Annotated in this window: 20 protein-coding genes, 1 pseudogene and 1 other annotated feature; of the genes and pseudogenes, 6 read left to right on the top strand and 15 right to left on the bottom strand. The window is 40.5% G+C overall.

All coding sequences use genetic code 11. The annotated features are described in order from the left end of the window. Window positions 1-140 precede the first annotated feature (140 nt). Complete coding sequence (locus SLS51_RS05485; protein ID WP_323836252.1) at window positions 141-287, top strand: hypothetical protein; 147 nt, start codon at window positions 141-143, stop codon at window positions 285-287. Then, on the top strand, window positions 238-1,644 hold the full coding sequence (gene gnd / locus SLS51_RS05490; RefSeq protein WP_011145857.1) for an NADP-dependent phosphogluconate dehydrogenase: 1,407 nt from the start codon (window positions 238-240) through the stop codon (window positions 1,642-1,644). Before SLS51_RS05485 ends, gnd begins: the two co-directional genes overlap by 50 nt. Before the next feature lie 181 nt (window positions 1,645-1,825). On the opposite strand, the gene SLS51_RS05495 is transcribed toward gnd, so the two are convergent. Then, window positions 1,826-2,455, bottom strand: a complete 630-nt coding sequence (locus SLS51_RS05495) for a beta/gamma crystallin domain-containing protein (RefSeq protein ID WP_323836254.1) — start codon at window positions 2,453-2,455, stop codon at window positions 1,826-1,828. A gap of 561 nt (window positions 2,456-3,016) precedes the next feature. Further along, a complete protein-coding gene (locus tag SLS51_RS05500) occupies window positions 3,017-3,637 on the bottom strand; it encodes a beta/gamma crystallin domain-containing protein (protein WP_323836256.1) in 621 nt (206 codons plus the stop codon). Window positions 3,638-4,587: 950 nt separating this feature from the next. Between SLS51_RS05500 and yiaY the strand changes: the two genes are divergently transcribed. Beyond that, window positions 4,588-5,739: an L-threonine dehydrogenase gene (gene yiaY / locus SLS51_RS05505; protein WP_323836258.1), complete on the top strand. Its 1,152-nt coding sequence runs from the start codon at window positions 4,588-4,590 to the stop codon at window positions 5,737-5,739. Between the two features lie 281 nt (window positions 5,740-6,020). Here yiaY and hisIE read toward each other — a convergent pair whose 3' ends face one another. The 8 genes and pseudogenes from hisIE to hisG form a co-directional block, all read right to left on the bottom strand. Beyond that, the gene (gene hisIE / locus SLS51_RS05510) at window positions 6,021-6,626 is read right to left on the bottom strand and encodes a bifunctional phosphoribosyl-AMP cyclohydrolase/phosphoribosyl-ATP diphosphatase HisIE (protein WP_323836260.1); all 606 of its coding nucleotides are present in this window, start codon (window positions 6,624-6,626) and stop codon (window positions 6,021-6,023) included. After that, window positions 6,620-7,396 carry an imidazole glycerol phosphate synthase subunit HisF gene (gene hisF / locus SLS51_RS05515; RefSeq protein ID WP_323836262.1) on the bottom strand — a complete coding sequence of 259 codons (777 nt, stop codon included), beginning with the start codon at window positions 7,394-7,396 and terminating at the stop codon, window positions 6,620-6,622. The genes hisIE and hisF overlap by 7 nt, the downstream gene beginning before the upstream one ends. After that, window positions 7,378-8,115, bottom strand: a complete 738-nt coding sequence (gene hisA, locus SLS51_RS05520; RefSeq protein ID WP_323836265.1) for a 1-(5-phosphoribosyl)-5-[(5-phosphoribosylamino)methylideneamino]imidazole-4-carboxamide isomerase — start codon at window positions 8,113-8,115, stop codon at window positions 7,378-7,380. Before hisA ends, hisF begins: the two co-directional genes overlap by 19 nt. Window positions 8,116-8,120: 5 nt before the next feature. Next, window positions 8,121-8,726, bottom strand: a complete 606-nt coding sequence (gene hisH / locus SLS51_RS05525) for an imidazole glycerol phosphate synthase subunit HisH (protein WP_323836267.1) — start codon at window positions 8,724-8,726, stop codon at window positions 8,121-8,123. Beyond that, window positions 8,726-9,793 (bottom strand): bifunctional histidinol-phosphatase/imidazoleglycerol-phosphate dehydratase HisB, encoded by a 1,068-nt coding sequence (hisB, locus tag SLS51_RS05530; RefSeq protein ID WP_323836269.1) that lies wholly within the window; start codon window positions 9,791-9,793, stop codon window positions 8,726-8,728. The genes hisH and hisB overlap by 1 nt, the downstream gene beginning before the upstream one ends. After that, window positions 9,793-10,896 carry a histidinol-phosphate transaminase gene (gene hisC, locus SLS51_RS05535; protein ID WP_323836356.1) on the bottom strand — a complete coding sequence of 368 codons (1,104 nt, stop codon included), beginning with the start codon at window positions 10,894-10,896 and terminating at the stop codon, window positions 9,793-9,795. Before hisC ends, hisB begins: the two co-directional genes overlap by 1 nt. Beyond that, window positions 10,897-12,216 (bottom strand): annotated as a pseudogene (gene hisD / locus SLS51_RS05540) (histidinol dehydrogenase); the annotation flags it as partial. 6 nt (window positions 12,217-12,222) lie between these two features. Continuing rightward, window positions 12,223-13,122, bottom strand: a complete 900-nt coding sequence (hisG, locus tag SLS51_RS05545; protein WP_323836271.1) for an ATP phosphoribosyltransferase — start codon at window positions 13,120-13,122, stop codon at window positions 12,223-12,225. Between the two features lie 26 nt (window positions 13,123-13,148). Beyond that, window positions 13,149-13,272 (bottom strand) — a sequence feature (His leader region). 310 nt (window positions 13,273-13,582) lie between these two features. On the opposite strand from hisG, the gene SLS51_RS05550 reads away from it, so the two are divergent. Continuing rightward, window positions 13,583-14,410: an SDR family oxidoreductase gene (locus tag SLS51_RS05550; protein ID WP_323836273.1), complete on the top strand. Its 828-nt coding sequence runs from the start codon at window positions 13,583-13,585 to the stop codon at window positions 14,408-14,410. 6 nt (window positions 14,411-14,416) lie between these two features. Here SLS51_RS05550 and SLS51_RS05555 read toward each other — a convergent pair whose 3' ends face one another. Beyond that, window positions 14,417-15,037, bottom strand: a complete 621-nt coding sequence (locus SLS51_RS05555; protein ID WP_323836275.1) for a glutathione S-transferase family protein — start codon at window positions 15,035-15,037, stop codon at window positions 14,417-14,419. A 305-nt stretch (window positions 15,038-15,342) separates the two neighbouring features. Here SLS51_RS05555 and SLS51_RS05560 point away from each other — a divergent pair, with 305 nt between their 5' ends. Further along, a complete protein-coding gene (locus tag SLS51_RS05560; protein WP_323836277.1) occupies window positions 15,343-16,548 on the top strand; it encodes a serine hydrolase in 1,206 nt (401 codons plus the stop codon). A gap of 91 nt (window positions 16,549-16,639) precedes the next feature. On the opposite strand, the gene SLS51_RS05565 is transcribed toward SLS51_RS05560, so the two are convergent. The 3 genes from SLS51_RS05565 to SLS51_RS05575 form a co-directional block, all read right to left on the bottom strand. Further along, window positions 16,640-17,494, bottom strand: coding sequence for a hypothetical protein (locus tag SLS51_RS05565; protein WP_323836279.1), 855 nt, complete (start codon window positions 17,492-17,494; stop codon window positions 16,640-16,642). A gap of 704 nt (window positions 17,495-18,198) precedes the next feature. Beyond that, the gene (locus tag SLS51_RS05570; protein ID WP_112879000.1) at window positions 18,199-18,537 is read right to left on the bottom strand and encodes a hypothetical protein; all 339 of its coding nucleotides are present in this window, start codon (window positions 18,535-18,537) and stop codon (window positions 18,199-18,201) included. Between the two features lie 1,145 nt (window positions 18,538-19,682). Beyond that, window positions 19,683-19,997: a Cro/Cl family transcriptional regulator gene (locus SLS51_RS05575; protein ID WP_323836282.1), complete on the bottom strand. Its 315-nt coding sequence runs from the start codon at window positions 19,995-19,997 to the stop codon at window positions 19,683-19,685. Between the two features lie 971 nt (window positions 19,998-20,968). Between SLS51_RS05575 and SLS51_RS05580 the strand changes: the two genes are divergently transcribed. Next, window positions 20,969-21,790, top strand: a complete 822-nt coding sequence (locus SLS51_RS05580; protein ID WP_323836284.1) for a hypothetical protein — start codon at window positions 20,969-20,971, stop codon at window positions 21,788-21,790. Window positions 21,791-21,867: 77 nt separating this feature from the next. On the opposite strand, the gene SLS51_RS05585 is transcribed toward SLS51_RS05580, so the two are convergent. Continuing rightward, complete coding sequence (locus tag SLS51_RS05585) at window positions 21,868-23,166, bottom strand: HAAAP family serine/threonine permease (protein WP_323836286.1); 1,299 nt, start codon at window positions 23,164-23,166, stop codon at window positions 21,868-21,870. Window positions 23,167-23,206: the final 40 nt, after the last annotated feature.

Genomic DNA, 23,206 nt, shown 5'->3' on the forward strand with positions numbered 1-23,206 from the left:
GGCACCAATAACTATCCATTAGGACTCGTCCTGAGTTAACATATAATCACATTAACAAATTGCACGCTAATTATACCCTATGGATTTCAAGATGGATCGCGGCGGCAAGGGAGCGAATCCCCGGGAGCATAGAGAACTATGTGACCGGGGTGAGAGAGTGCAGCCAACAAAGAGGCAACTTGAAAGATAACGGGTATATTATTGGTGAGCAGAATTATCATCAGACAGGAGTTATTCATGTCCAAGCAGCAGATTGGTGTTGTCGGTATGGCGGTGATGGGGCGTAACCTGGCATTAAATATTGAGAGCCGTGGTTATTCCGTATCTATATTTAACCGTTCAAGTGATAAAACTGACGAAGTGATCGCCGAAAACCCGGGGAAGAAATTAGTTCCAAGTTATACTGTCGAAGAATTTGTCGATTCACTGGAAAAACCGCGCCGTATTCTGCTCATGGTTAAGGCTGGCGAAGCAACCGATAAAACGATTGCTTCACTGACTCCACATCTGGATAAAGGTGATATTTTGATTGATGGGGGTAATACCTATTTTCAGGATACTATCCGTCGTAATCGCGAGCTTTCTGCTCAGGGTTTTAATTTTATCGGTACCGGGGTTTCCGGTGGTGAAGAGGGGGCATTGAAAGGTCCATCTATTATGCCTGGCGGCCAGAAAGAGGCGTATAAATTGGTGGCACCAATTCTGCAAGAGATTGCGGCTAAAGCTGAAGGTGAACCTTGTGTGGCCTATATTGGCCCGGATGGTGCCGGTCATTATGTGAAAATGGTTCACAATGGTATTGAATACGGTGATATGCAGCTCATTGCTGAAGCCTATTCTTTACTGAAAAATGCCCTAAATCTGAGCAATGAAGAACTATCTGAGATTTTCACTGACTGGAATAACGGCGAATTGAGCAGTTATTTGATTGAAATCACGGCTGATATTTTCCATAAGAAAGATGAAGCAGGCCAATATTTGGTTGATGTGATTTTGGATGAAGCAGCAAATAAAGGTACGGGTAAGTGGACCAGCCAGAGCTCTCTGGATTTAGGGATTCCAGTGACGTTAATCACAGAATCGGTATTTGCACGTTATATCTCTTCTCTGAAAGATCAGCGAGTTGCTGCGGCTCAAGTTTTGAGCGGGCCGGATGTACAACCATTTAAAGGTGATAAGGCCGAATTTATTGAGAAAGTCCGCCGTGCGCTTTATTTGGGTAAAATCGTCTCTTATGCCCAAGGTTTTCAGCAATTGAAAGCGGCATCTGATGAGTACCAGTGGGATCTCAATTACGGTGAGATTGCCGGGATTTTCCGGGCGGGTTGTATTATTCGTGCTCAATTCCTGCAAAAAATTACTGACGCGTATAACGAAAATGTGGATATTGCTAACCTGTTGTTGGCACCTTACTTTAAGAAAATTGCTGATGAATATCAGCAGGCGCTGCGTGATGTCGTCTCGTATGGGGTGCAGAATGGTATCCCAACCCCGACTTTCTCTGCTGCTATTTCTTACTACGATAGTTATCGTTCAGCGGTACTGCCTGCTAATTTAATTCAGGCTCAGCGTGATTATTTTGGTGCTCATACTTATAAGCGTACTGATAAAGAAGGTGTTTTCCATACTGAATGGATGGAGTAAGCCCGGTTATCACCGATTGACCAGCAGAGTGGAGAGTTTACATCAGATATGATGTGGTTTTAATTTCTGCGATCGTTTGGAACACGTCGTTGCGGTTTTTTAACAAATATATCGCAACGGCGTAGTTTAAATTTCAGAATATGACTTGTCTGAGAGTGATGATTGTCACATTAATCCCGAATTAAGCAATAGGATCAGTACTAATAATGTGAAAATCAAAACGATTATTTCCTACATGGACCAGTTTCAAGTTTTTAGGGAAATTGAGACCTTCATCAACAGTTGCGATACCGACAGCATCATAAGAAAAATAAAATGACCCGTTACCAATATATTCTCCAGTGTTGACATCTCTTACATAAATTGAAGTGACTATCTCTTTCTGTACCAGTAGTTCGTTAACGACAGTATAATTGTCATCTGTTGTTGCGTTAACGTCGATTGTTTCCTCTTCTTCTCCATTAAATATCTTAATGGCCATAGAGAATTTTGTATCTGAATGAGTATCATCAATGATTCTTAGTGCAACCAGCTTTGTATCTCTCTGTATAATTCTGAATTTAGATAACCCTCTAATTTCTCTATCGATATCTGGATTATCGACTACCCATTCATAATATTGACTCTCTGGATCGTTATAGTGACGCCACGCATGGACTTTTGATAACTTTCCAATTTTTACTGAACGAAATTTATCGTTAAGATTGGAAGGGAGCGATATAATTTTATCGAGCTCTGGGTAATCATGTGACTTACCCTGATAGTTTTTCTCTTCGAAAAACGTGACGCCTGTAATTAATTCTTTTGTCATTTTTTCCACTCCTCAAAGTTAATGTAAGTAATATATAGTATTTGCTCGTTTATACTATTTGTGAAAATTGGCTTTTTTTGTGTAATATTTTCCACTAATAATTTATTTATTCCTTATCTTTAGATGCAATATATCCAGTCAATAGAAGAATAATATTAGATGGGTTAATATTAAAATTAGCATAAAAATACATAAAGTAAAGTTGTTTAAAAAATACCGAATTACCTAAAATAAGATATGTAATAATGGAATGGTTGGATTTTACTATAATTTTAAAAATTAATCGTTAGGGAAGTATTTATCTCAAAGGAAATAGCTTGTGAACATTATTTCTAATGGACCTTAATTTAATGTTCTTTTTAAAGGTTAAGTGACTATTGTAATGACGCTTATATCATAATAAATAAAAAATTATTTATAGCCACGAAATTTTTGCTGATTTATCAATACACCGTTGCGGTTTTTGATGATATTCCACAACGGTGTTGCTTAAATTTTCAGAACGTAGCCTGTCTGAAAACGATGGTTAATTATTGTTGCATTATGACCGGAATGACCGGATTAGTTAGAAAAATCGGTACTGATAATATGAATATCAAAACGATTGCCGCCTACATTAACTATTCTGAGATTTTTAGGGAAATTAGCTTTCTCATCAATAGTAACAACACCATTTGCATCACGATAGAAATAGAATGATCCGTTATTGATATATACTCCAGTACTGGTATTTCTTATTGCAATGGCAGTGACTAACTCGGTCTCAAATGGCAGTATACCAACCAGTGCATAATCATCATCAGTTGTTGTTTCAACTGGGCCCACGCAATGTGTATTCGTGAACATTGAGAATTTAATACCAGAATAAGTATCATCAATAAGTCTTAATGCAACCAGACAGGTATCTTTTGGTGCCACTTTAAACTTAGATAATCCTCTAATTTCTCTATCAATATCTGGATGATCATATTCCCATTCACGATAGCGTTGGCCGGGTTCCCAATCGCTCTGATGACGCCATGCATAAACTTTTGATAGCGTTCCAACTCTTACTGAGCGGAATCTATCGTTAAGATCATAAGGCAATGGAATAATGATGTCGTTTTCTGGATAATGGTGCGCTTCACCCAGAAAGTATTTTCTATCGAAAAAAGTTGCACCTGTAACTAGCTTATGAGTCATATTTTTCTATTCCTTAAACTTTATTTTAAAAAATGTCATCTTTCTTTTTGAAAGCGATATGAGAATACAATGAGTGTGGGTTTTTGTATTTAATAAAATATAATGAATAGGCATATTAAATTGTTGCCAATACAACATTAATATAATTGACATGTCATTTTATACCGATATTTGAAATAAAGGTTTTGAAATTAAAAATAATTGAAAATTCCTATCAAGAAACACCTTTGTTTGGGTGGAAATTATCCCCTAATGTAATTGATGATTTTTTGTATATGGCTCAGTAGTGAATAATTAGATATTCATGGTATTTGATAATTATACCTCTCTGTTTAATGTTTGTATAATGTAGCAATAATAATGACTTTATTTACGGTCTACTCCAATAGAGCTATTTTATTTGCCCAATTACGCCTATTGGAATAGGTACTTAGTGATATATACCCTATGGATTTCAAGATGCATCGCGGCGGCAAGGGAGCGAATCCCCGGGAGCATAGATAACTATGTGATCGGGGTGAGTGAGTGCAGCCAACAAAGAAGCAACTTGAAAGATGACGGATATATTAATCTCAGCGATTATTGTATTTATTATATTGCCAATGACATATATTACCAAGAGGGAAAATTATCAAATATCTATTTTAATAAACATGATCTAACTCTACCGAGATATATTTATATTTTTTGAATTATGTGGTTTAAATAGAGCTATTATTTATGTTTGTTGCAAGAGCAATGATCTGTAGTTCCATTAGGTGATTTTTCAAATTTTACTTTTTATACCCTATGGATTTCAAGATGCATCGCGACGGCAAGGGAGTGAATCCCCGGGAGCATAGGAAACTATGTGACCGGGGTGAGCGAGTGCAGCCAACAAAGAGGCAACTTGAAGGATAACGGGTATATATATTTTCATTTTAAAACTATTTTAATATAAGGAATTTTCAATGATGACTACGACTTTTTTTATGACATCGGTAAATATGTTTGGTGCGGGTTGTTTGGTTGAAGCGGTAAATGCGATGAAAAGTGATGGTTATAAGCGAGCGTTGATTGTGACCGATCGGGTTTTAAATGAAATTGGAGTAGTAACAAAAGTTCAATCTTTATTATCTGATGTTGATATTGAGAGTACGGTTTATGATGGTACCAATCCGAATCCGACGACAGTTAACGTTGAGGAAGGTTTGGATATTTTGCGTCAGCACAATAGCGATTGCGTTATTTCTTTAGGGGGTGGTTCGCCACATGATTGTGCAAAAGCTATTGTGTTGGTCGCTGCTAATGGAGGAGATATCCGGGATTATGTCGGTATTGGGCGTTCATCTAAACCGCATTTGCCATTAATCTCAGTCAATACTACCGCGGGTACTGCGTCAGAAATGTCACGTTTCTGTGTCATTACTGATACTGAAAGCCATATTAAAATGGCCATTGCTGACAAGAAAATAACACCTGTTTTGTCTGTGAACGATCCCGAATTGATGGTAGGAATGCCGAAAGGGTTAACCGCTGCAACTGGAATGGATGCAATGACTCATGCGGTTGAAGCTTATGTTTCTCCTGAAGCTAGCCCAATAACGGATGCTTGTGCATTGAAAGCAATCTCAATGATTAGTCACTCTTTACGCCAAGCAGTTGCAGATGGGAGCAATATAGAAGCACGTGAAAACATGGCTTATGCACAATTCTTGGCAGGGATGGCGTTTAATAGTGCATTGCTGGGATATGTTCACGCCATGTCTCACCAATTGGGCGGTATTTATGATTTACCACACGGTATATGTAATGCTGTTTTATTACCGCACGTTCAAGAGTTCAACGCCAAAGCCGTTGCGGGTCGTTTGAAAGATATTGCCGCTGCGATGGGGGTAGATGTAAGCGCTATGAATGATCAGCAAGGCGCTGCGGCATGTATTGCTGAAATTCGTAAATTGTCAAAAGATATTGGTATTCCGTCGGGTCTAGCGGAACTGAATGTCAAATTAGAAGATTTACCAGAGTTAGCAACTAATGCCTTGAAAGATATATGTTGTTTGACTAATCCCACTCAAGCTACCCATGAAGAAATTGTTTCGATCTTCAAAGCGGCCATGTGATTTATAAACGTTCATTTCGTGTAGATACCTATGCCTAATTGGGCGGGGAGCTGTCAAAAAGGCGACGTAGACGTCTACGTCGCCTGATAGTCGTTTTTCGTATGATTGGTTTTTGCCTTTTTATCTACCGGAAAAGCGCGGTGGATCACGGGTATATATCCAATGGATTTCAAGATGCATCGCGGCGGCAAGGGAGCGAATCCCCGGGAGCATAGCAAACTATGTGACCGGGGTGAGTGAGTGCAGCCAACAAAGAGGCAGCTTGAAAGATGACGGGTATATCATCTTTCCCGTAATCGACGAATGACACAACTCAGATCCAGCTCTTGATCCTGTAATAGAACCATCAGGTGATACATCAGATCTGCTGCTTCATTCGTTAGCTCTTCTCTATTATTCACTGCCGCGGCTAAAGCGGTTTCTAACCCTTCTTCACCCACTTTCTGAGCGATTCGTTTAGTACCGCTGGCATATAACTTCGCTGTATATGAATGGTCAGGATCGGCTGTTTTGCGACTTGCCAGCAATTTTTCAAGCTGATAGAGAAATCCCCATTCAGTTTGTGCCGGAGCAAAGCAACTGTGTGTTCCAAAGTGGCAGGTAGGGCCGATTGGGTCTGCGAATGCCAACAGGGCATCATTGTCACAATCAGGATAGATATTGACCAAATTAAGAAAATGGCCGGAGTTTTCTCCTTTGGTCCATAGACGTTGTTTACTGCGGGAAAAGAAAGTGATTTTGCCTGAGCTGATAGTGATATTCAGAGCTTCTTTATCCATATAACCCATCATTAGGACATCGCCGGATATAGCATGTTGCACAATAACCGGCATCATATAAGCGACTTTTTCCCAATCCAGTTTTTCGATTTGTTGTGTGGTTAGCAAGTTCTTATCTCCACGCCTTGTTGTAAAAGGTACTGTTTTAATTCACCGATATTAATAATGTGTTTATGGAATACAGATGCAGCGAGTGCACCATCGACATTTGCCTGTTTAAAGGCATCAAGAAAGTGTTCTGGTGCGCCTGCACCACCAGAGGCAATGAGAGGAACATGACAAACGTCACGCACCTGTTTTAGTTGCGTCAGATCGTAGCCATTGCGGACACCATCCTGATTCATCATATTGAGTACGATTTCACCTGCACCACGACGTTGCGCTTCTTTTACCCAATCGAGGGTTTGCCATTGAGTGGCTTTTGTGCGTTTTTCATCACCGGTAAACTGATAAACCTGATAACGACCCGTACTTTCATCAAACCAGGTGTCAATCCCGACGACAATGCATTGAACACCATAACGATCGGCCAAACGAGTAATTAAGGTTGGATTAGCCAGTGCAGGGGAGTTGATAGAGATTTTATCTGCCCCAAATGAGAGGATTTGCCCTGCATCTTCGACAGTTTTAATACCACCAGCGACACAAAAGGGAATATCAATCACCTCCGCAACTTTGGCGACCCAACTTTTATCGACTACCCGTCCATCAGATGAGGCGGTGATATCGTAGAAAACCAGTTCATCTGCACCTTCTGTTGCATAACGTTGGGCAAGTGGCACAATATCGCCGATAATTTCGTGATGACGAAACTGAATGCCTTTAACCACTTGCCCGTCACGAACATCAAGGCAAGGAATTATGCGTTTTGCCAGCATTGAATTGCCTCCGTCAGGGTAAATTTCTCATCAAGTAATGCACGACCAATAATAACCCCAGCTACACCGCTGGCTGGCAGAGAAGCAATATCATTTAACGTGCCGATGCCCCCCGAAGCCTGAAATGCGATTTGTGGATAGTATTGGCAAATTGCCCGATATAATTCGACATTTGAGCCAGTTAGCGTGCCATCGCGGGAGATATCTGTACACAGTACATATTTCAACCCGCAAGGCAGATATTGCTCAATAACCTGTTCCAGAGTGACGGAGGAGTTCTCCTGCCAGCCATTGATGGCAACCTGTTTCATGCCTGTATCATTGATACGGACATCCAGCGCCAGCACAATATTTTCCGCACCATAACGTTTAAACCATTGGGTAACGAGTGCTGGTTGTTTTATCGCGATAGAGCCAATCACTATCCGGTTTGCTCCCGCATCAAGCAATGTTTTCACATCTTCTTCTGTACGGATGCCGCCGCCAACCTGAACAGGTATAGAAACTGCTGCAAGTAATTTGCGCAGTAAAGGGATCTGGCGGGCGGATGGATCTTTAGCGCCAGTTAGGTCGACCAGATGGAGCAATTTTGCCCCCTGTTGTTCATATTGTTGAAAGTGGGACAAAGGATCGTGTTGATAATCCCGTTGTTGAGCATAATCCCCTTGATGTAACCGTACTACTTTGCCATCTATCAAATCTAATGCGGGTATGATCATTGTGCTTACATCTCCAGAAAATTCTTTAATAGTCTGGCTCCGGCGATACCAGAACGTTCAGGGTGAAATTGCACGCCGAAGAAGTTATCTTTGGCGATTGCGCTGCTGAAAATATTGCCATATTCAGTTTGCGCAATGGTGTAGGTATTCAGCGGGATCGCGTAGTTATGGACAAAATAAAAATAGGCATGGTCTTCAATACCACGGAATAGCGGGTGCCCGGCTTTTGGCAGAACTTGGTTCCAGCCCATGTGTGGTAATGGAAGCCCATGAGCAGCCATTTTTTGGACGGGGGAAGCAATAACTTCGAGTAGGGTGACATTATCACCTGCAACATTATCGCTTTCTTCGCTGGTGGCAGCGAATAGCTGCATGCCAAGGCAAATACCTAACACAGGCTGGCTGAGTACTTTAATTAACGGTATAAGTTCCCGTTGTTTCAATTGATCCATTGCGGCACTGGCAGTGCCGACGCCAGGCAAAAGTAATTTATCTGCTGCCAGAATCGTTGTTGTTTCCTGACTGATTTCAGGTTGATAACCTAATTTTCGGATGGCATAAGCTACCGATGACAAGTTAGCGCAGCCAGTATCAAGAATGACGACTTTCATCACAGAACCCCTTTGGAACTAGGCAATGTATCGCCTTCTACCCGAATTGCCTGACGTAGTGTTCGGCCAAAGGCTTTAAACAGGCTTTCTGCTCTGTGATGATCGTTGCTGCCTTTCGTTTTCAGATGCAGTGTACAAGCCATGGAATAAGAGAGTGAACGAAAGAAGTGCTCAATCATTTCAGTACTCAGATCACCCACTCGTTGGTGTTTGAATTCAGCTTTATATTCCAGATGAGGGCGACCAGAAATATCGAGAGCACAGCGGGCAAGGCATTCATCCATTGGCAACACAAAACCAAAGCGACAGATGCCTCGTTTATCTCCCAAAGCCAGTTTCAATGCTTCCCCCAATGCCAGACCGGTATCTTCAACGGTATGGTGATCATCAATACAGAGATCGCCTTTAACCTGAACATGCATGCGGAAGCCACCGTGGGTAGCAATCTGATCTAACATATGGTCAAAGAACCCGACACCGGTATTGATATGGCTGCCACCTTCATGATCAAGCCAAACGTTAATGTTGATGGATGTCTCTTTAGTGACACGTTGAACATGAGCGTGACGGTCTTGACGGGTTAGTTGTTCACTGATGGCGGACCAGCCGAGGTTTTTCGGATGATAACGTAACCCCTGAATGCCCATATTTTTGGCCAGTTGCAGATCGGTTTCTCGGTCACCAATCACATAGCTGTTAGTGGTATCCATCAAGCCTTCTGCCAGATATTTTTCCACTAGTTTGATTTTTGGCTTACGGCAATGACAGTTCTCTTCTGGTTTGTGAGGGCAGATTAAAACTTCATCAAAATTGATGCCTTGAGAACTGAAAATCTGCATCATCAGGTTATGTGGCGGTTCAAATTGTTCTAATGGAAAACTATCTGTGCCAAGACCATCCTGATTGGTGATCATAATCAGCCTGAACCCCGATTTTTGCAGGGCAAGCAGAGCAGGAATAACCTCGGTTTCCAGTGCCAGTTTATCCAAACGATCAACTTGAAAATCTGTTGGCGGCTCAGTGATCAGCGTCCCATCCCGATCAATAAAAAGGAGTTTCTGGTTCATCAGTTTGCTGTCTCCTTTGGTTGTTCATTTACAGTGGAAAGGGCGCTGATGGCTTCAACCACCTGCTCACACTCTTTACGACTGCCGATGGTGATCCGCAGGCAACCCTCTAAACCGGGCTGTTTGCGTTGGTCGCGCAGGATGATGCCTTGATGCCATAATGTTTTGAAAACAGTCTCTGCGTCATGGAATTTCACCAATATATAGTTGGTTTCACTGGGGAATACTTTTTCAACGATGGCTAATTTATTCAGCGCCTGTTGCAAGTCATTGCGGTTTTCCCTGATCTCAACGACACGTTTTTGCATAATTGCGATACCTTCTGCTGTCAGTGCCTGTGCTGCAATATCCGCAACAGGAATGGAAAGCGGGTAAGGTGCAATCACTTTTAACAATAGAGTGATGATATCCACAGATGCGAGAGTAAATCCACAGCGTAGACCGGCTAAAGCAAAAGCTTTCGAGAGGGTTCGCAAAATGACTAAATTTGGATAGTTTTTTAGCCAGCTTGCGATACTATTTTCCGGGCAAAATTCAATATAGGCTTCATCGATAGTGACAATGGCACGATTGGCGGTTAGTTCCAGAATTTTACGCAATGAATCAGGATTTATTGTGTTTCCTGTTGGGTTATTAGGGCTACAGATATAGATTAATTTTACCCGATCGAGGTTATTTTCGATCGCTTCGATATCCAGTTGCCAATTTTCCAGTGCGGTAATTTTCTTTTGTTCGACACCAAAAGTTTCAGCGCTGACACTGTACATACCATAAGTCGGAGGGCAAAACAGCACCACATCTTGTCCGGGTTCACAAAATACGCGGATTAAAAGTTCAATGGATTCATCAGCACCACGGCAGGCTAGTACTTGCTCAGGTTGTAAGCCTGCATAGGCGGCATAACGGCGGATAACCGAGGCTGGCTGGCAGTCAGGATAACGGTTTAATGTTTGTTCAGTGCATTGGAAATCAGGGGCTAGTGGGTATTCGTTGGCATTTAACCAAACATCACCCTTGCCGCCAAGGCGACGAGCAGACATATAAGGTGTTAATTTGCGGATATTTTCTCGTGCCAACAGAGTGGCATCAAAAATGTTATTCATATTCACCCCTTGACCGGCAATATTCAGCGCCGCCACACGTAAAGTGACCGCGTTTTTATGAGCGGTCAGTTGTTCTGCTTGCGCCAGTGTTTCAATGGTCTGAGATAAGTTCAGCAGCCCTTGTGGTGTCAGTTGCTGAATTGTCATACGCTTTAGGAAATCCGCCAGACCAAGGCTGGAATAGGTTGAGGTGTAGCCATAAGTTGGTAATACGTGATTGGTTCCTGATGCGTAATCTCCCGCAGATTCCGGCGACCAGTCACCGAGGAAAATGGAACCGGCGCTAGTGATTTTTTCAACCAGTTGTTCTGGTTGACGAGTTTGAATAATCAGGTGCTCTGGGCCATAACGGTTGCTGATTTCCACACATTGTTGCAGGCTTGTTGCCACAATAATTCGGCTGTGCGCTAATGCCTTGGTGGCAATTTGATTGCGGGAAAGTAGGGTAAGCTGTTTTTCGATTTCCGCTATCACTTTTTTGGCTAACGCTTCATCAGGTGTAACCAATATCACTTGTGAGTCAGGGCCATGTTCTGCTTGTGAGAGTAAATCGGCAGCCACAAAGACGGGGTTTGCTCCCGCATCGGCGATAATAAGCAGTTCCGATGGGCCAGCAGGCATATCAATGGCGGCACCATCTACGCGCTGACTAACTTGTCTTTTGGCTTCGGTAACATAAGCGTTACCCGGACCAAAAATCTTATCTACTTTGGGGACGGATTCTGTTCCAAATGCCATAGCGGCAATGGCTTGAGCGCCACCAATTTGGAATATTTCCGTAATTCCACACAGCGTGGCTGCATAGAGAATTTCATTGGCAATCGGTGGTGGAGAACAAAGTACAACTTTATGGCAGCCTGCTATTTGAGCAGGTGTTCCGAGCATCAAAACGGTAGAAAGTAATGGTGCAGAACCCGCGGGGATATAAAGCCCAACCGAATCAATAGGCCGTGTTACTTGTTGACAATAGACTCCTGGTTGGGTTTCTACTTCGATCTTTATCGGCTTCTGCGCTTCGTGGAAAACGCGGATATTATTCATTGCCTGCTGCATTGCCTGTTTAATGTCATTATTCAGACTGTTTTCTGCGGCGGCTATCTCTTCCGGCGAAATACGGATATTTTCAATAACCGTTTTGTCGAAACGGCGGCTGAATTCACGCAGAGTGTGATCGCCGAACTCTTTTACCGCATGCAGAATTTGCTCCACTGCACGGGAGATTTCTACGGAAGCTGAAATTGCAGGGCGTGTCAGTAAAGCGTTTTGCTGTTCATCATGGCATTCCTGCCAACGGATCAGGGTATCGAAATGGTCAGTCATTTTCGTTTACTCCATCATCTTTTCAATCGGCAATACTAAAATGGAGCTGGCACCAAGGGATTTAAGTTTCTCCATCGTTTCCCAAAACAGTGTTTCACTGCTTACCATATGCATGGCAACGCGGTTCTGATCTCCCACCAGCGGTAGAATCGTTGGACGTTCCGCCCCTGGTAGCAGAGCAATCACTTCTTCAAGTTTTGCACTTGGTGCGTGCAACATGATGTATTTGGATTCACGGGCCTGAATCACCCCCTGAATGCGGGTCAACAGTTTCTCAATCAATTGCTGTTTATCGGCGGGCATTTCACCATCACGTTGAATAAGACAGGCTTTGGAACGGTAGATAATTTCTACTTCCCGCAGACCATTCGCTTCCAGTGTCGCGCCAGTTGAAACCAGATCACAGATGGCATCAGCTAACCCGGCACGGGGAGCAACTTCAACTGAGCCATTGAGCAGACAGGATTTAAAGTGGATTTTTTTCTGATCGAGATAACGTTTTAGTAGGTGAGGGTAAGAGGTTGCGATACGGGCATTTTGTAAACATTCGACGCCGGTATAGTTGTAGTCTAGAGGCGCTGCCAGTGAAAGGTGACAAGTACCGAAATCCAGACGGCGTAAGGTGAAATAACGAGGATTTTCTCCTTGAGCGCGACGGCTTAATAGCTCCTCTTCCAGCACATTTTCACCGATAATCCCCAGATCGACGACGCCATCCATAATCAGCCCTGGAATATCGTCATCACGTACCCGCAAGATATCAATTGGCATATTTTCCGCGAATGCAATTAGGCGCTGTTGTTGCAGATTAATTTTAATACCACAGCGAGCCAGTAATTCTCGTGAATCTTCGCTTAATCGGCCTGATTTCTGCATTGCGATACGTAAACGTGATTTATCTAACATTTTTATCCCCACTTAAAATCGGAAACATAAAAAAACCCCCGGAAGGATCCTTCCGGGGGTTTTTATCGCATTCATGCCACCGGAAGACCCGTTAAACGTCTTCCAGCACACAACCGCCTGAAAGACTAATCAGGATGATGATGGTGGTAATGGCTAAATTGAATGCGGATCATCATGGTTTCTCTTTATTTATTATTGCTATTGGTGGCTGTTTGCTGCCGGTTGTTACTTTTATTCACTGACCAACAGAGGTTAAATTTTTTGCTTGCTATTCAACCTATACGATTTGATGGACTAAAAGCAATCTATTTTTTTAGCAGTAAATTTATATTGTAATAATGTTTTGTTTTTACTTGAAATATTGTTTTCTATGGGAGAAATACAGTATCAATAATAACAGTGGCTTAATGTTCGAATTGTTTGCATAATCAAAGTAATATCAGGCATAGAAGGGGGGGTGATGAAAAAAGTTTCCATTATCGGTCTGGGTTGGTTGGGGATGCCATTAGCCAAAGCATTGAGTCGCAGTGGTATGCAGGTTGTTGGCAGCAAAACGACGCCAGATGGTGTAGAGGCAGCACGTATGTCTGGTATCGAATGTTATTTGTTACAACTGGAACCTCAGATCAATTGCGCGCTTGATGATTTAGAGCAACTGATGGTAGCTGATGTGCTGATCATCACTTTACCGGCAAGCCACACTGCGGGTGGCAGTTATAACTATGTTAGGGCAGTTCAGTTAATTGTCGATACGGCTCTCTCATATTCTGTGCCAAGGATTATTTTCACCAGTTCTACTTCTGTTTATGGTTTTGTTGCTGGCAATCTCAATGAAGATGCGCCTTTTTGCCCCGAAACACTTTCCGCTCAGGCATTGGTTGAATTAGAGAATTGGTTGCACAAACTGCCAAATATTTCTGTTGATATTTTGCGTTTAGCCGGTTTGGTCGGCAGTGGTCGTCATGCCGGGCGTTTTCTGGCGGGGAAAAAGGGAGTTAAAGGGAGGAATCAGCCGGTCAATTTAGTTCATCAGGATGATGTTATTTCAGCCATTAATCTATTAATTCAGAGGACTGAAGGCGGGCATATTTATAATTTATGTGCGCCTGTTCACCCGACCAAAGCTGAATTTTACCCCAAGGCCAGTAATCAGCTTGATTTAGTTCCACCTGAGTTTTTCAGAGAAGAAACTCAGATGGGAAGCAGAATTGTTGATGGCAGCCGTATTTGTCAGGAGTTAGGATTTAAGTATCAATATCCCGATCCTAGATGGATGCCAATGAGCTGATTTTTCTCAACTTAACTCAATCATGACAATTTCTTTGAACGCTGGTCTTTCTGCCATTAACTGATACCAGCGTTCAATATTTGGCAGAGATGGACGTTTGATAGGAATATTAAGCCAAGGATAAATCATGGGGCCTAACGCAATATCAGCCATGCCAAATTTATCGCCAGAAAGATATTTCTGCTCTGCTAGGGTATTATCGAGTACTTCCATCAGTTTTTCGATTTCAGCTTGGGTTTGTTCTATTTGTTTTTGATCACGCTCTGCTTCCGGTGTGCGAATAAAACCTATCATAAGTTGTTTGATATGAGGAAACAGATGTGAACCAACCCAATCCATCCATTTATCTGCATTTGCTCTTTCTTGTAGATCTTGCGGATAAAGGACATCTTTACCAAATTTTGCTGCAAGATAACGCACAATGGCGTTGGATTCCCACAAAATAAAATCGCCCTCCTGTAAACAAGGGATTTTTCCATTCGGATTCATTTTCAGATATTGTGGGTCATCCAGTTTGCCAAATTTACCGCCAATATCTACCTGATTATACGGCACATTGAGTTCTTTCAGACACCAGAGCACTTTTTTTACATTGGAAGAGTTTTTACGGCCCCAAATGGTCAGCATGGCTTCTCCTTGAATCGGGATAATATGAAAGTCTGTTATTTGCTACCAATAACGCTCTATTAGATTAAATGAAAACCCATAATCAGCACAATCTTTATCCTATTTATGTTGGTTTTTTGTCGTACAACATTTTATATTAATATACCCGTCATCTTTCAAGTTGCCTCTTTGTTGGCTGCACTCACTCACCCCGGTCACATCGTTATCTATGCTCCCGGGGATTCGCTCCCTTGCCGCCGTGATGCATCTTGAAATCCATAGGGTATAAGAATTTGACATTTTTTCTAATTAAGTAAAGGGGAACGATGATGAAGAAAAGTTTGGCGATGACGATGAAATGTGTTGCTGCGGTGCTGACAGTGGCATCAATGGTAAGTGCCCGTGTTGATGCATCGGATGAACCTGTCGTTCCGCCAGTGGACGCTAGAGCTTATGTGTTAATGGATTATGACAGCGGTAAAATTCTGGCGGCGGGTAATCCCGATGAGCGGCTTGATCCAGCCAGTCTGACAAAAATTATGACCAGTTATGTTGTTGGTCAGGCGATAAAAGCGGGAAAAATCACGCCGGAAGATATTGTTACTGTGGGAAAGGATGCCTGGGCGACGGGAAATCCCATACTGAAAGGTTCTTCTCTCATGTTTCTTAAACCCGGTGACAGGGTAAAAGTGATCGATCTGAATCATGGTGTTGTTGTTCAGTCTGGCAATGATGCCAGCATTGCTTTAGCTGATTATGTGGCAGGTAGTCAGGATGTATTTGTTAGTCTGATGAATAATTATGCGAAAGCACTTGGGTTGACTAACACCCATTTTCGTACGGTTCATGGATTGGATGCTGAGGGCCAATTCAGTACTGCTCGTGATATGGCGGTATTGAGTCAGGCCATGATCCGTGATGTTCCTGATGAGTATGCTCTGCATAAAGAGAAAACATTCACCTTTAATAAAATCCAACAGCCTAACCGTAACCGATTGCTGTGGAATAAAAATATGAATGTCGATGGTGTGAAAACAGGATATACCAGAGGTGCCGGTTATAACTTGGTTGCTTCAGCGACGGAGGGACCCATGCGGCTGATTTCTGTTGTGCTAGGAGCACCAAGTGATCGGATTCGTTTCGCTGAAAGTGAAAAATTACTTGCATGGGGACTCCGTTTTTATGAAACAGTGACGCCCATCAAAGCTAGCGAGCCGTTTGTTTCGCAAAAAGTTTGGTATGGCAAGCGCTCAGATGTTGCTCTTGGCGTGGAAAAAGATGCGGCGATCACTATTCCTCGTGGGCAGTTAAAAAATCTGAAAGCCAGTTACACATTAAATCAAACTCCGTTAACAGCGCCTTTGACGAAAAATCAGGTTGTTGGTGTGATTAATTTCCAATTAGGGGATAAGGTAATTGAACAACGCCCTTTGGTGGTTAAAGAGGCGGTAGAGGAAGGTCGCTTTTTTAGCCGTATTTGGGATTTGATTGTGATGAAAGTGAGTGGTTGGTTTAAGGCGATTTTGGGTTGATTTGACGTCAATCTACGGTTTATGTGGTAGGTTGGCTGGCGTTATATTTTTTTGATTTAGGGCGCGGCATTTTGCCGCGCACGCTTTACACTTATTTTTTTCCATCTAGAGAGCAACGTTTGTTGTTTTTTACAGCAGATCCGTTGTACCGGCCTTTGAATAACAAGACACCATCAGGTTTATCTTGCCAGTAAGCCCATAATTCGATCTCAGTTCTAACATGATGGCCGATATTTTCGTAACGAATATGCGTAGGTGATAAACCTCGATAGTTGCGGGTTGATGTTCCTTCATATCGGAGTTCATAGCTAGTAGCGAATCCTGTTAAATCGCCATTTCTGAATAGAATACAGGTTGCTACGTCATGAAACTCTACCCATCCGTTAAGTGGTTTATTTTCACCTTCAGTTTCTATTTGAAAAACAATGACATTTTTGCCAGTTTCAGTTTTGCCAAATACCATTAGTTTTCCATCTTCGATGGGGCGCAATAAGGATAGTGAATTCTTTTCTGGATCTATAATTAAACCACCATATTCAACCCCATTGACGCTGGCTGTGTAATTGGGAAAACGACTAACATTACCGCCGCCGAAAATAACAAGAGGTTCCTGAGGATTTGAAACATCAAGTTCACCGGCAAAAGGTCGGACAGCATCCCCGTCAGAAAAAATCTTTTCACTTTCTCCAGTGCCAATAGCTCCATATATTTCTATTTTACTGTTCCAGGCAACTTCATCTTTTGCTATGGGAACAATAATGAGGTTCTCAGCGACTAAAATTGGTGGAGATTGGTAAGTAATCCCCTCGAAGATAACATCGTAAACATCAAAAAATTCAACACTGCCCTCAACAAATTTGACGGCCCTATGCCATTCTCCATCGTAGAAATGATCTGTTGCATAACCTGAGGATGGCTTTTTAATACGTTGGCTTTCTTCTGACATTTTATCACCTATTATGAAGAGTAATGAATGAGAGAAAAATAGATATTCCAGCATTAAAAATAGTAGTAAGCGTTATTGATATTTGTCAAGAAAATGGGGTTTAATTTGGTTATTTAGTATTTTATAGGTAATATTAGATATAAAACTAATTTGTGATAAATTGAAATATTAACGTTCAAAAATGGATTTATACCCAATGGATTTCAAGATGCATCGCGACGGCAAGGGAGTGAATCCCCGGGAGCATAGCAAACTATGTGACCGGGGTGAGCGAGCGCAGCCAACAAAGAGGCAACTTGAAGGATAACGGGTATAATACAATTGTTTTAATATGTTATTGTTAGATATGTTAAATGTATTATCAATAAATTTATTGTGGTTAATTTTAAGTCTACTATTATCTTTTTATTATTCTTGTAGGGTTTTATTTTCTATTTAAACTAACTTTTAAAGTCATTGAATATAGATTAATGACATTAAGATAGTATTATTGAAATAATACATTGCGGTAAATTTAAAGCGGTGTTGCTAAAACAGGCAGAACCCTGTGGTCAAGGCTCTACCTGGAGAGGGGAGTATATGGTAGGAAATGTTTTTAGCTTTTACTCAACATTAGCTTTATTCTACCAGATAAATGCTACACCCAATTTATATTTTAACAATAAGGAATTAGGTGGAGCTATTTAGCAATTTATGACTTTATATTAAGAAGCCAATAATGTTGCGTTGTAGATATAATTGTAACCACCAGGAGAAACCGCTGATGAAGAAGTGATATTTACACGTTTGTTATTACTGCAAGCGTTCAGAAGAAGATGATACAGCGCTGAACCTCTATAGTCCTGAGCATTCCACCATAACAGATAGTTAAATTTGCCGTTAGGGAATTGCATAGTGACAGTTACTTGCAATTGGTTTTGATCAGGTGCAGCCTGAACTGAAGTTACTGTACCAACAGCGAAATAGTAATTAGGGTTTGGAGAAGTTTGTTCAGGTTTATTCTCTGTTACCGCTTCATTAGAAGAAGGATTTGTATAGTTCATCGTGTTAACCTTTTAATTTAACGTAATTTAAAAATAGAAATTTTGCTAAAATGTGCGGAGCAATCATTTGTCCGCCGAATAAATATAAGGTAATTGGTAATTGTAATCTATATTAAAAGTTTATCTGTATTATATAATTATTGATGCTGTTAAAAAGTCGCCAATAATATATTTCCTCTAAATGGTTATAATAATCAAATGCATTACTCTAATCAAAAAATAATATTGATATTTATTTTCTGTCGTTGAAATGGAGAAATTAACAGTCTATTCCAGTGGGAATTATTTATGCAGGATATTCTTATTAATAGAGTATAGGTACGGAAGGGGCGGCAGGAATTGAAACGTACTGGTAGTATGTGGTGAATGATTTAAATTTTAATTTTCTAGTTGATGTTTAAATAAAACATTATGAAATTATTTTTATCCTATAGTATTTCGCATGGAGATATATGACTGCAATCTTTGAGATTAATTTATTTAAATCTATTTTAGATTTAATAATACCTAGATGTATGATATTTAATTAATAATTACAATATGGAAATATTATTGATGTAATTACATATGTTGTTAAGTATTCCCTGTGTGTAATAAAGAGACGTTATTCTGCCCTGTTTTTAAAGATTGAGTAGATGGTATGTGCTATTTTAAAAATAATTTCTAAAAGAAATTTTTTGAGTGAAATTGAACTTTGATAATAATTCATTGATATTTTTTATGTAAAATAGATAACTAGGTTAATTAAATTTAATTTATTGAAAGCTTGTTATCTGTTATTTTTGTGAGTTTCTGTTTTTTATTAAATGTAGCTATGGTAGGCAGAGCGTTAATATTACGCTCTGCCTTAGATAGGGTAGAATGTGCCGTTATATACCCGTCATCTTTCAAGTTGCTTCTTTGTTGGCTGCACTCACTCACCCCGGTCACATAGTTTGCTATGCTCCCGGGGATTCGCTCCCTTGCCGCCGCGATGCATCTTGAAATCCATTGGGTATAAAAGTCAGCTTCATTATACCAGAGAAATGTTGTGCCAAATTCCTATCACAACAGTACTGTATTTTGCGATCAATGAGATCGCTTCAATCAGATTGAGTTTATTAGGAGTCTATTATTTGGCCCAAGCATTTCAACAAGAAATTATTTTACATAGAGATTTCTACGCAATTAATGTAATCGCAGCCGAGAGGACCAACTTTTCCTACGGTGGCTATTTTCACATCTTTCTTAGCGCAAAGCGCTTCCATCAGGACTTTATAAATTGCCATGCCTCTATTGTCTAGTAGATTCCATTTCAAAAGCATTTCTTCACATGTGCCATCATGCATTAATACAGTCACCATAACTTGCATAACTTTGTCTGGCATAACTTTCATTGCAATGATTTTACAGCTACGTAGCATTACGTCATCTACTATATCTTTATCTTTTATTAAAGAGGGATGCATGTCATTAATCATAATATAAACTCCAAAATATAATGTAATTAATTGATAAATAAGCCTATATTATCTCAGAATAAAGAACGGAAAACCGTCCGTTTGAGAAATATAAGGTGGTTGGTACTTCTACTATAAAAGCAATTTACATAAGAAATTTTTTTTGCGCTAAAAATATAGGACAGTTAACGTTTTTAATTGGCATATAACATTTTCTCTAACACATATAACTATAGGTGCCATTTAGAGGTTGTCAAATAAATTTGAAAAAATAATGTAATTGCCTGATATATGAAGTCATTTTATTAAAAAATAGAAAATATATTGTTGATGTGAGAAATATAAAATAACTGGAATTTTTTATATTTCATATAATTATATTAAATTAAAATGTTATTGGTAATTTATGTATTTTGAATGATTAGTTTGATAATTAAAATTTTAAATTATATTTTTGATTATTGTAAATAAATATGGTTAATTTATTTGTTTGAAATTTATATGAATATTAATGTAAATGAGATATTGCATGTGTTTTTTATAAAAAAAACTTTTCTTTATGAAGTGTTCGTCTATTATTTAAAAAACTCAATGGTGTATAAAATAGCAATATAACTAACTATTTCAATATTAAGGTTAAATTGTGTTAGAGTAATTTTATATTTGTCAATAAATTAATGTTATTAGAAATAAAATAATTAGAATTCATTATTCTATTGAATATGAACATATACTCTATGGATTTCAAGATGTATCGCGACGGCAAGGGAATGAATCCCCGGGAGCATAGCGAACTATGTGAGCGGGGTGAGTGAGCGCAGTCAACAAAGAGGCAACTCGAAAGATAACGGGTATAGTACACATTTTAGATAATACTGGAGAGGTTGTTATAAATTGGTATGACAATATAGTGTTAAACCGTTGTTGGGAAAATAATTATCGTTTTTTAATGGGCGCATAGGCTCACTATTCTATGATAAAAAGGTGGTTATATGTCATATCTTGATCCGTTAGCGCTTTCTATTCGTTTTGGAAATCGCAATAATTTAGGTGATGACAAACGGTGGACGGATAAACCTAATCCTCTCTATAAGCTTAATCAGGAGCAATTTACTTACATTTATGAGGATAGTCTGCACTTTCTTTATGGTCGATATAGATTCAATCCAAGTAATGGACGAGATAATATTTTGACAGATATGCAGGTGTCGAAAATCAAGACGGGGAAATATATTGATCAATATGGTCATGATGAACAGTATGAGGTTCTTGGTCTCCTTGGTGGCATGGGAACATTTCCTTTACATTCAATATTCGGTACGTTCAGAACAGAAGAAGTAGATCTGATTAGTTACTATTTTTATATTGCATATGTATTGACGGGTAATTATTCAATTCATAATCGTTATTTTTACCAAGGTTATCCAATGGGGCCTAATAACGATGAGGGGTTAGATTATCTTCTTATGTGGAACGCCGTTGATATCATTCCACCACCGTATAAGCCGGGTTTGCCACGATATTTCCCGCTGATTAACGGTTATATTCTCTTTCCTTCAGCAACTGAGGCTGTAGTTATCTCTAATATTTCTACCGATGCCAGGTTTATCCGTCTTGAGGAGACTGGCAATAGATTTCCTTTTACTGGAGAGATTGCGACCAAGACGCCTTATATCCTGACAGATAAGTTGCGGCAACAATGGGACGAAGAAGAACAGCAGGGGGTACCAATAGACGAACGTGGATATTTTAACGAAGACGATTTGTGGCAATATGATGAACAGCAGGGGGATTGGGTGAAGTGGATAGTGTAGTTTAAATTTTTCCGCTAGCTAGCTCATGTCATTATTCGGTTGCTGTCCGCTTGAAGAGAACAGCAACCAAATGTTTATTATGCAAACAGTGAGTAGAGGACAGCAGAGATAGCAACTAACCCCATAAAGACGACAAACAGATTACTCAGTTTGCCGCTATATTTGCGCATTGCAGGAACTTTGCTGATTGCATACATTGGCATAATGAACAGCAACATTGCGATAATAGGACCACCTAATCTTTCGATCATTTCCAAAATACTTGGGTTCAGAGTAGCGACAATCCAAGTCGTTACTAACATGAAAATGGAAGTGATTCGATTCAGCTTTTTAGGCTCAATAGTTTTACCTTGGTCACGCAATGTTTTAACCACGATACCATTAAAACCTTCACGTGCACCCAGATAATGGCCCAGGAAAGATTTGGTAATTGCGATGAATGCAATAAACGGAGCAATGTAGGCAACCACTGGTGTATTAAAGTGGTTAGCCAGATAAGACAGAATAGAAATATTTTGTGCTTTGGCTTCTGCCAGATTTTCTGGAGACAGGCTCAATACACAGCTGAATACAAAGAACATCACGGTTACAACCATCATGATATGAGCGTAAGCCAGAATGCGGGAGCATTTTTTCTCAGCATGTTCACCATATTCTCCACGTTTTGCCACAGCAAACGCCGAGATAATTGGCGAGTGGTTGAAGGAGAACACCATTACTGGGATCGCTAGCCATAGAGTAATGAGTAGCCCATGGCTTGCACTCGATGCAGAAACGCTGATGTTTTCGAAGATTGTGGTATTCCAGTTAGGGATCAGATAAAACGCCAATAGCATCAAAACGGCAACAAATGGGAATACCAGCACGCTCATTGCCTTAACAATAGCCTGTTCACCAAAACGGATGATGGTCATTACACCAATAATTAGGATCAGAGCCAGCAGGGCACGGGGAGGTGATGGCAAATGTAATTGGTGAACAATAAAGCTGTCTACGGTGTTGGTAATAGCAACGCTGTAAACTAAGAGAATCGGGTAGATAGCGAAGAAGTAGAGCAGGGTGATAAGTTTACCTGCCAGGTTGCCAAAGTGCTCTTCTACGACTTCGGTAATATCTTCGCCAGGGTTTTTACCGGATAGAACGAAACGACACATCCCGCGGTGGGCGAAGAAAGTCATTGGGAAAGCCAGTAGTGCCATTACTAAAAGAGGTAGTAGGCCACCAATACCGGCGTTGATGGGTAAGAATAATACACCGGCACCAATCGCAGTACCATATAAGCCAAGCATCCATACTGTATCTGATTTACGCCAGGTTTTATAATCGCTTGGGCTGGTCGCCTGCGATGCGATCGTACCTGTTTGAGTCATATCCATAGTTATCTCCGAGAATAACGCGGTAAATTAAAAAATGAAA

Origin of the sequence: Photorhabdus africana (assembly GCF_035181445.1) — a bacterium.
GTDB classification, from domain to species: Bacteria; Pseudomonadota; Gammaproteobacteria; order Enterobacterales; family Enterobacteriaceae; genus Photorhabdus; species Photorhabdus laumondii.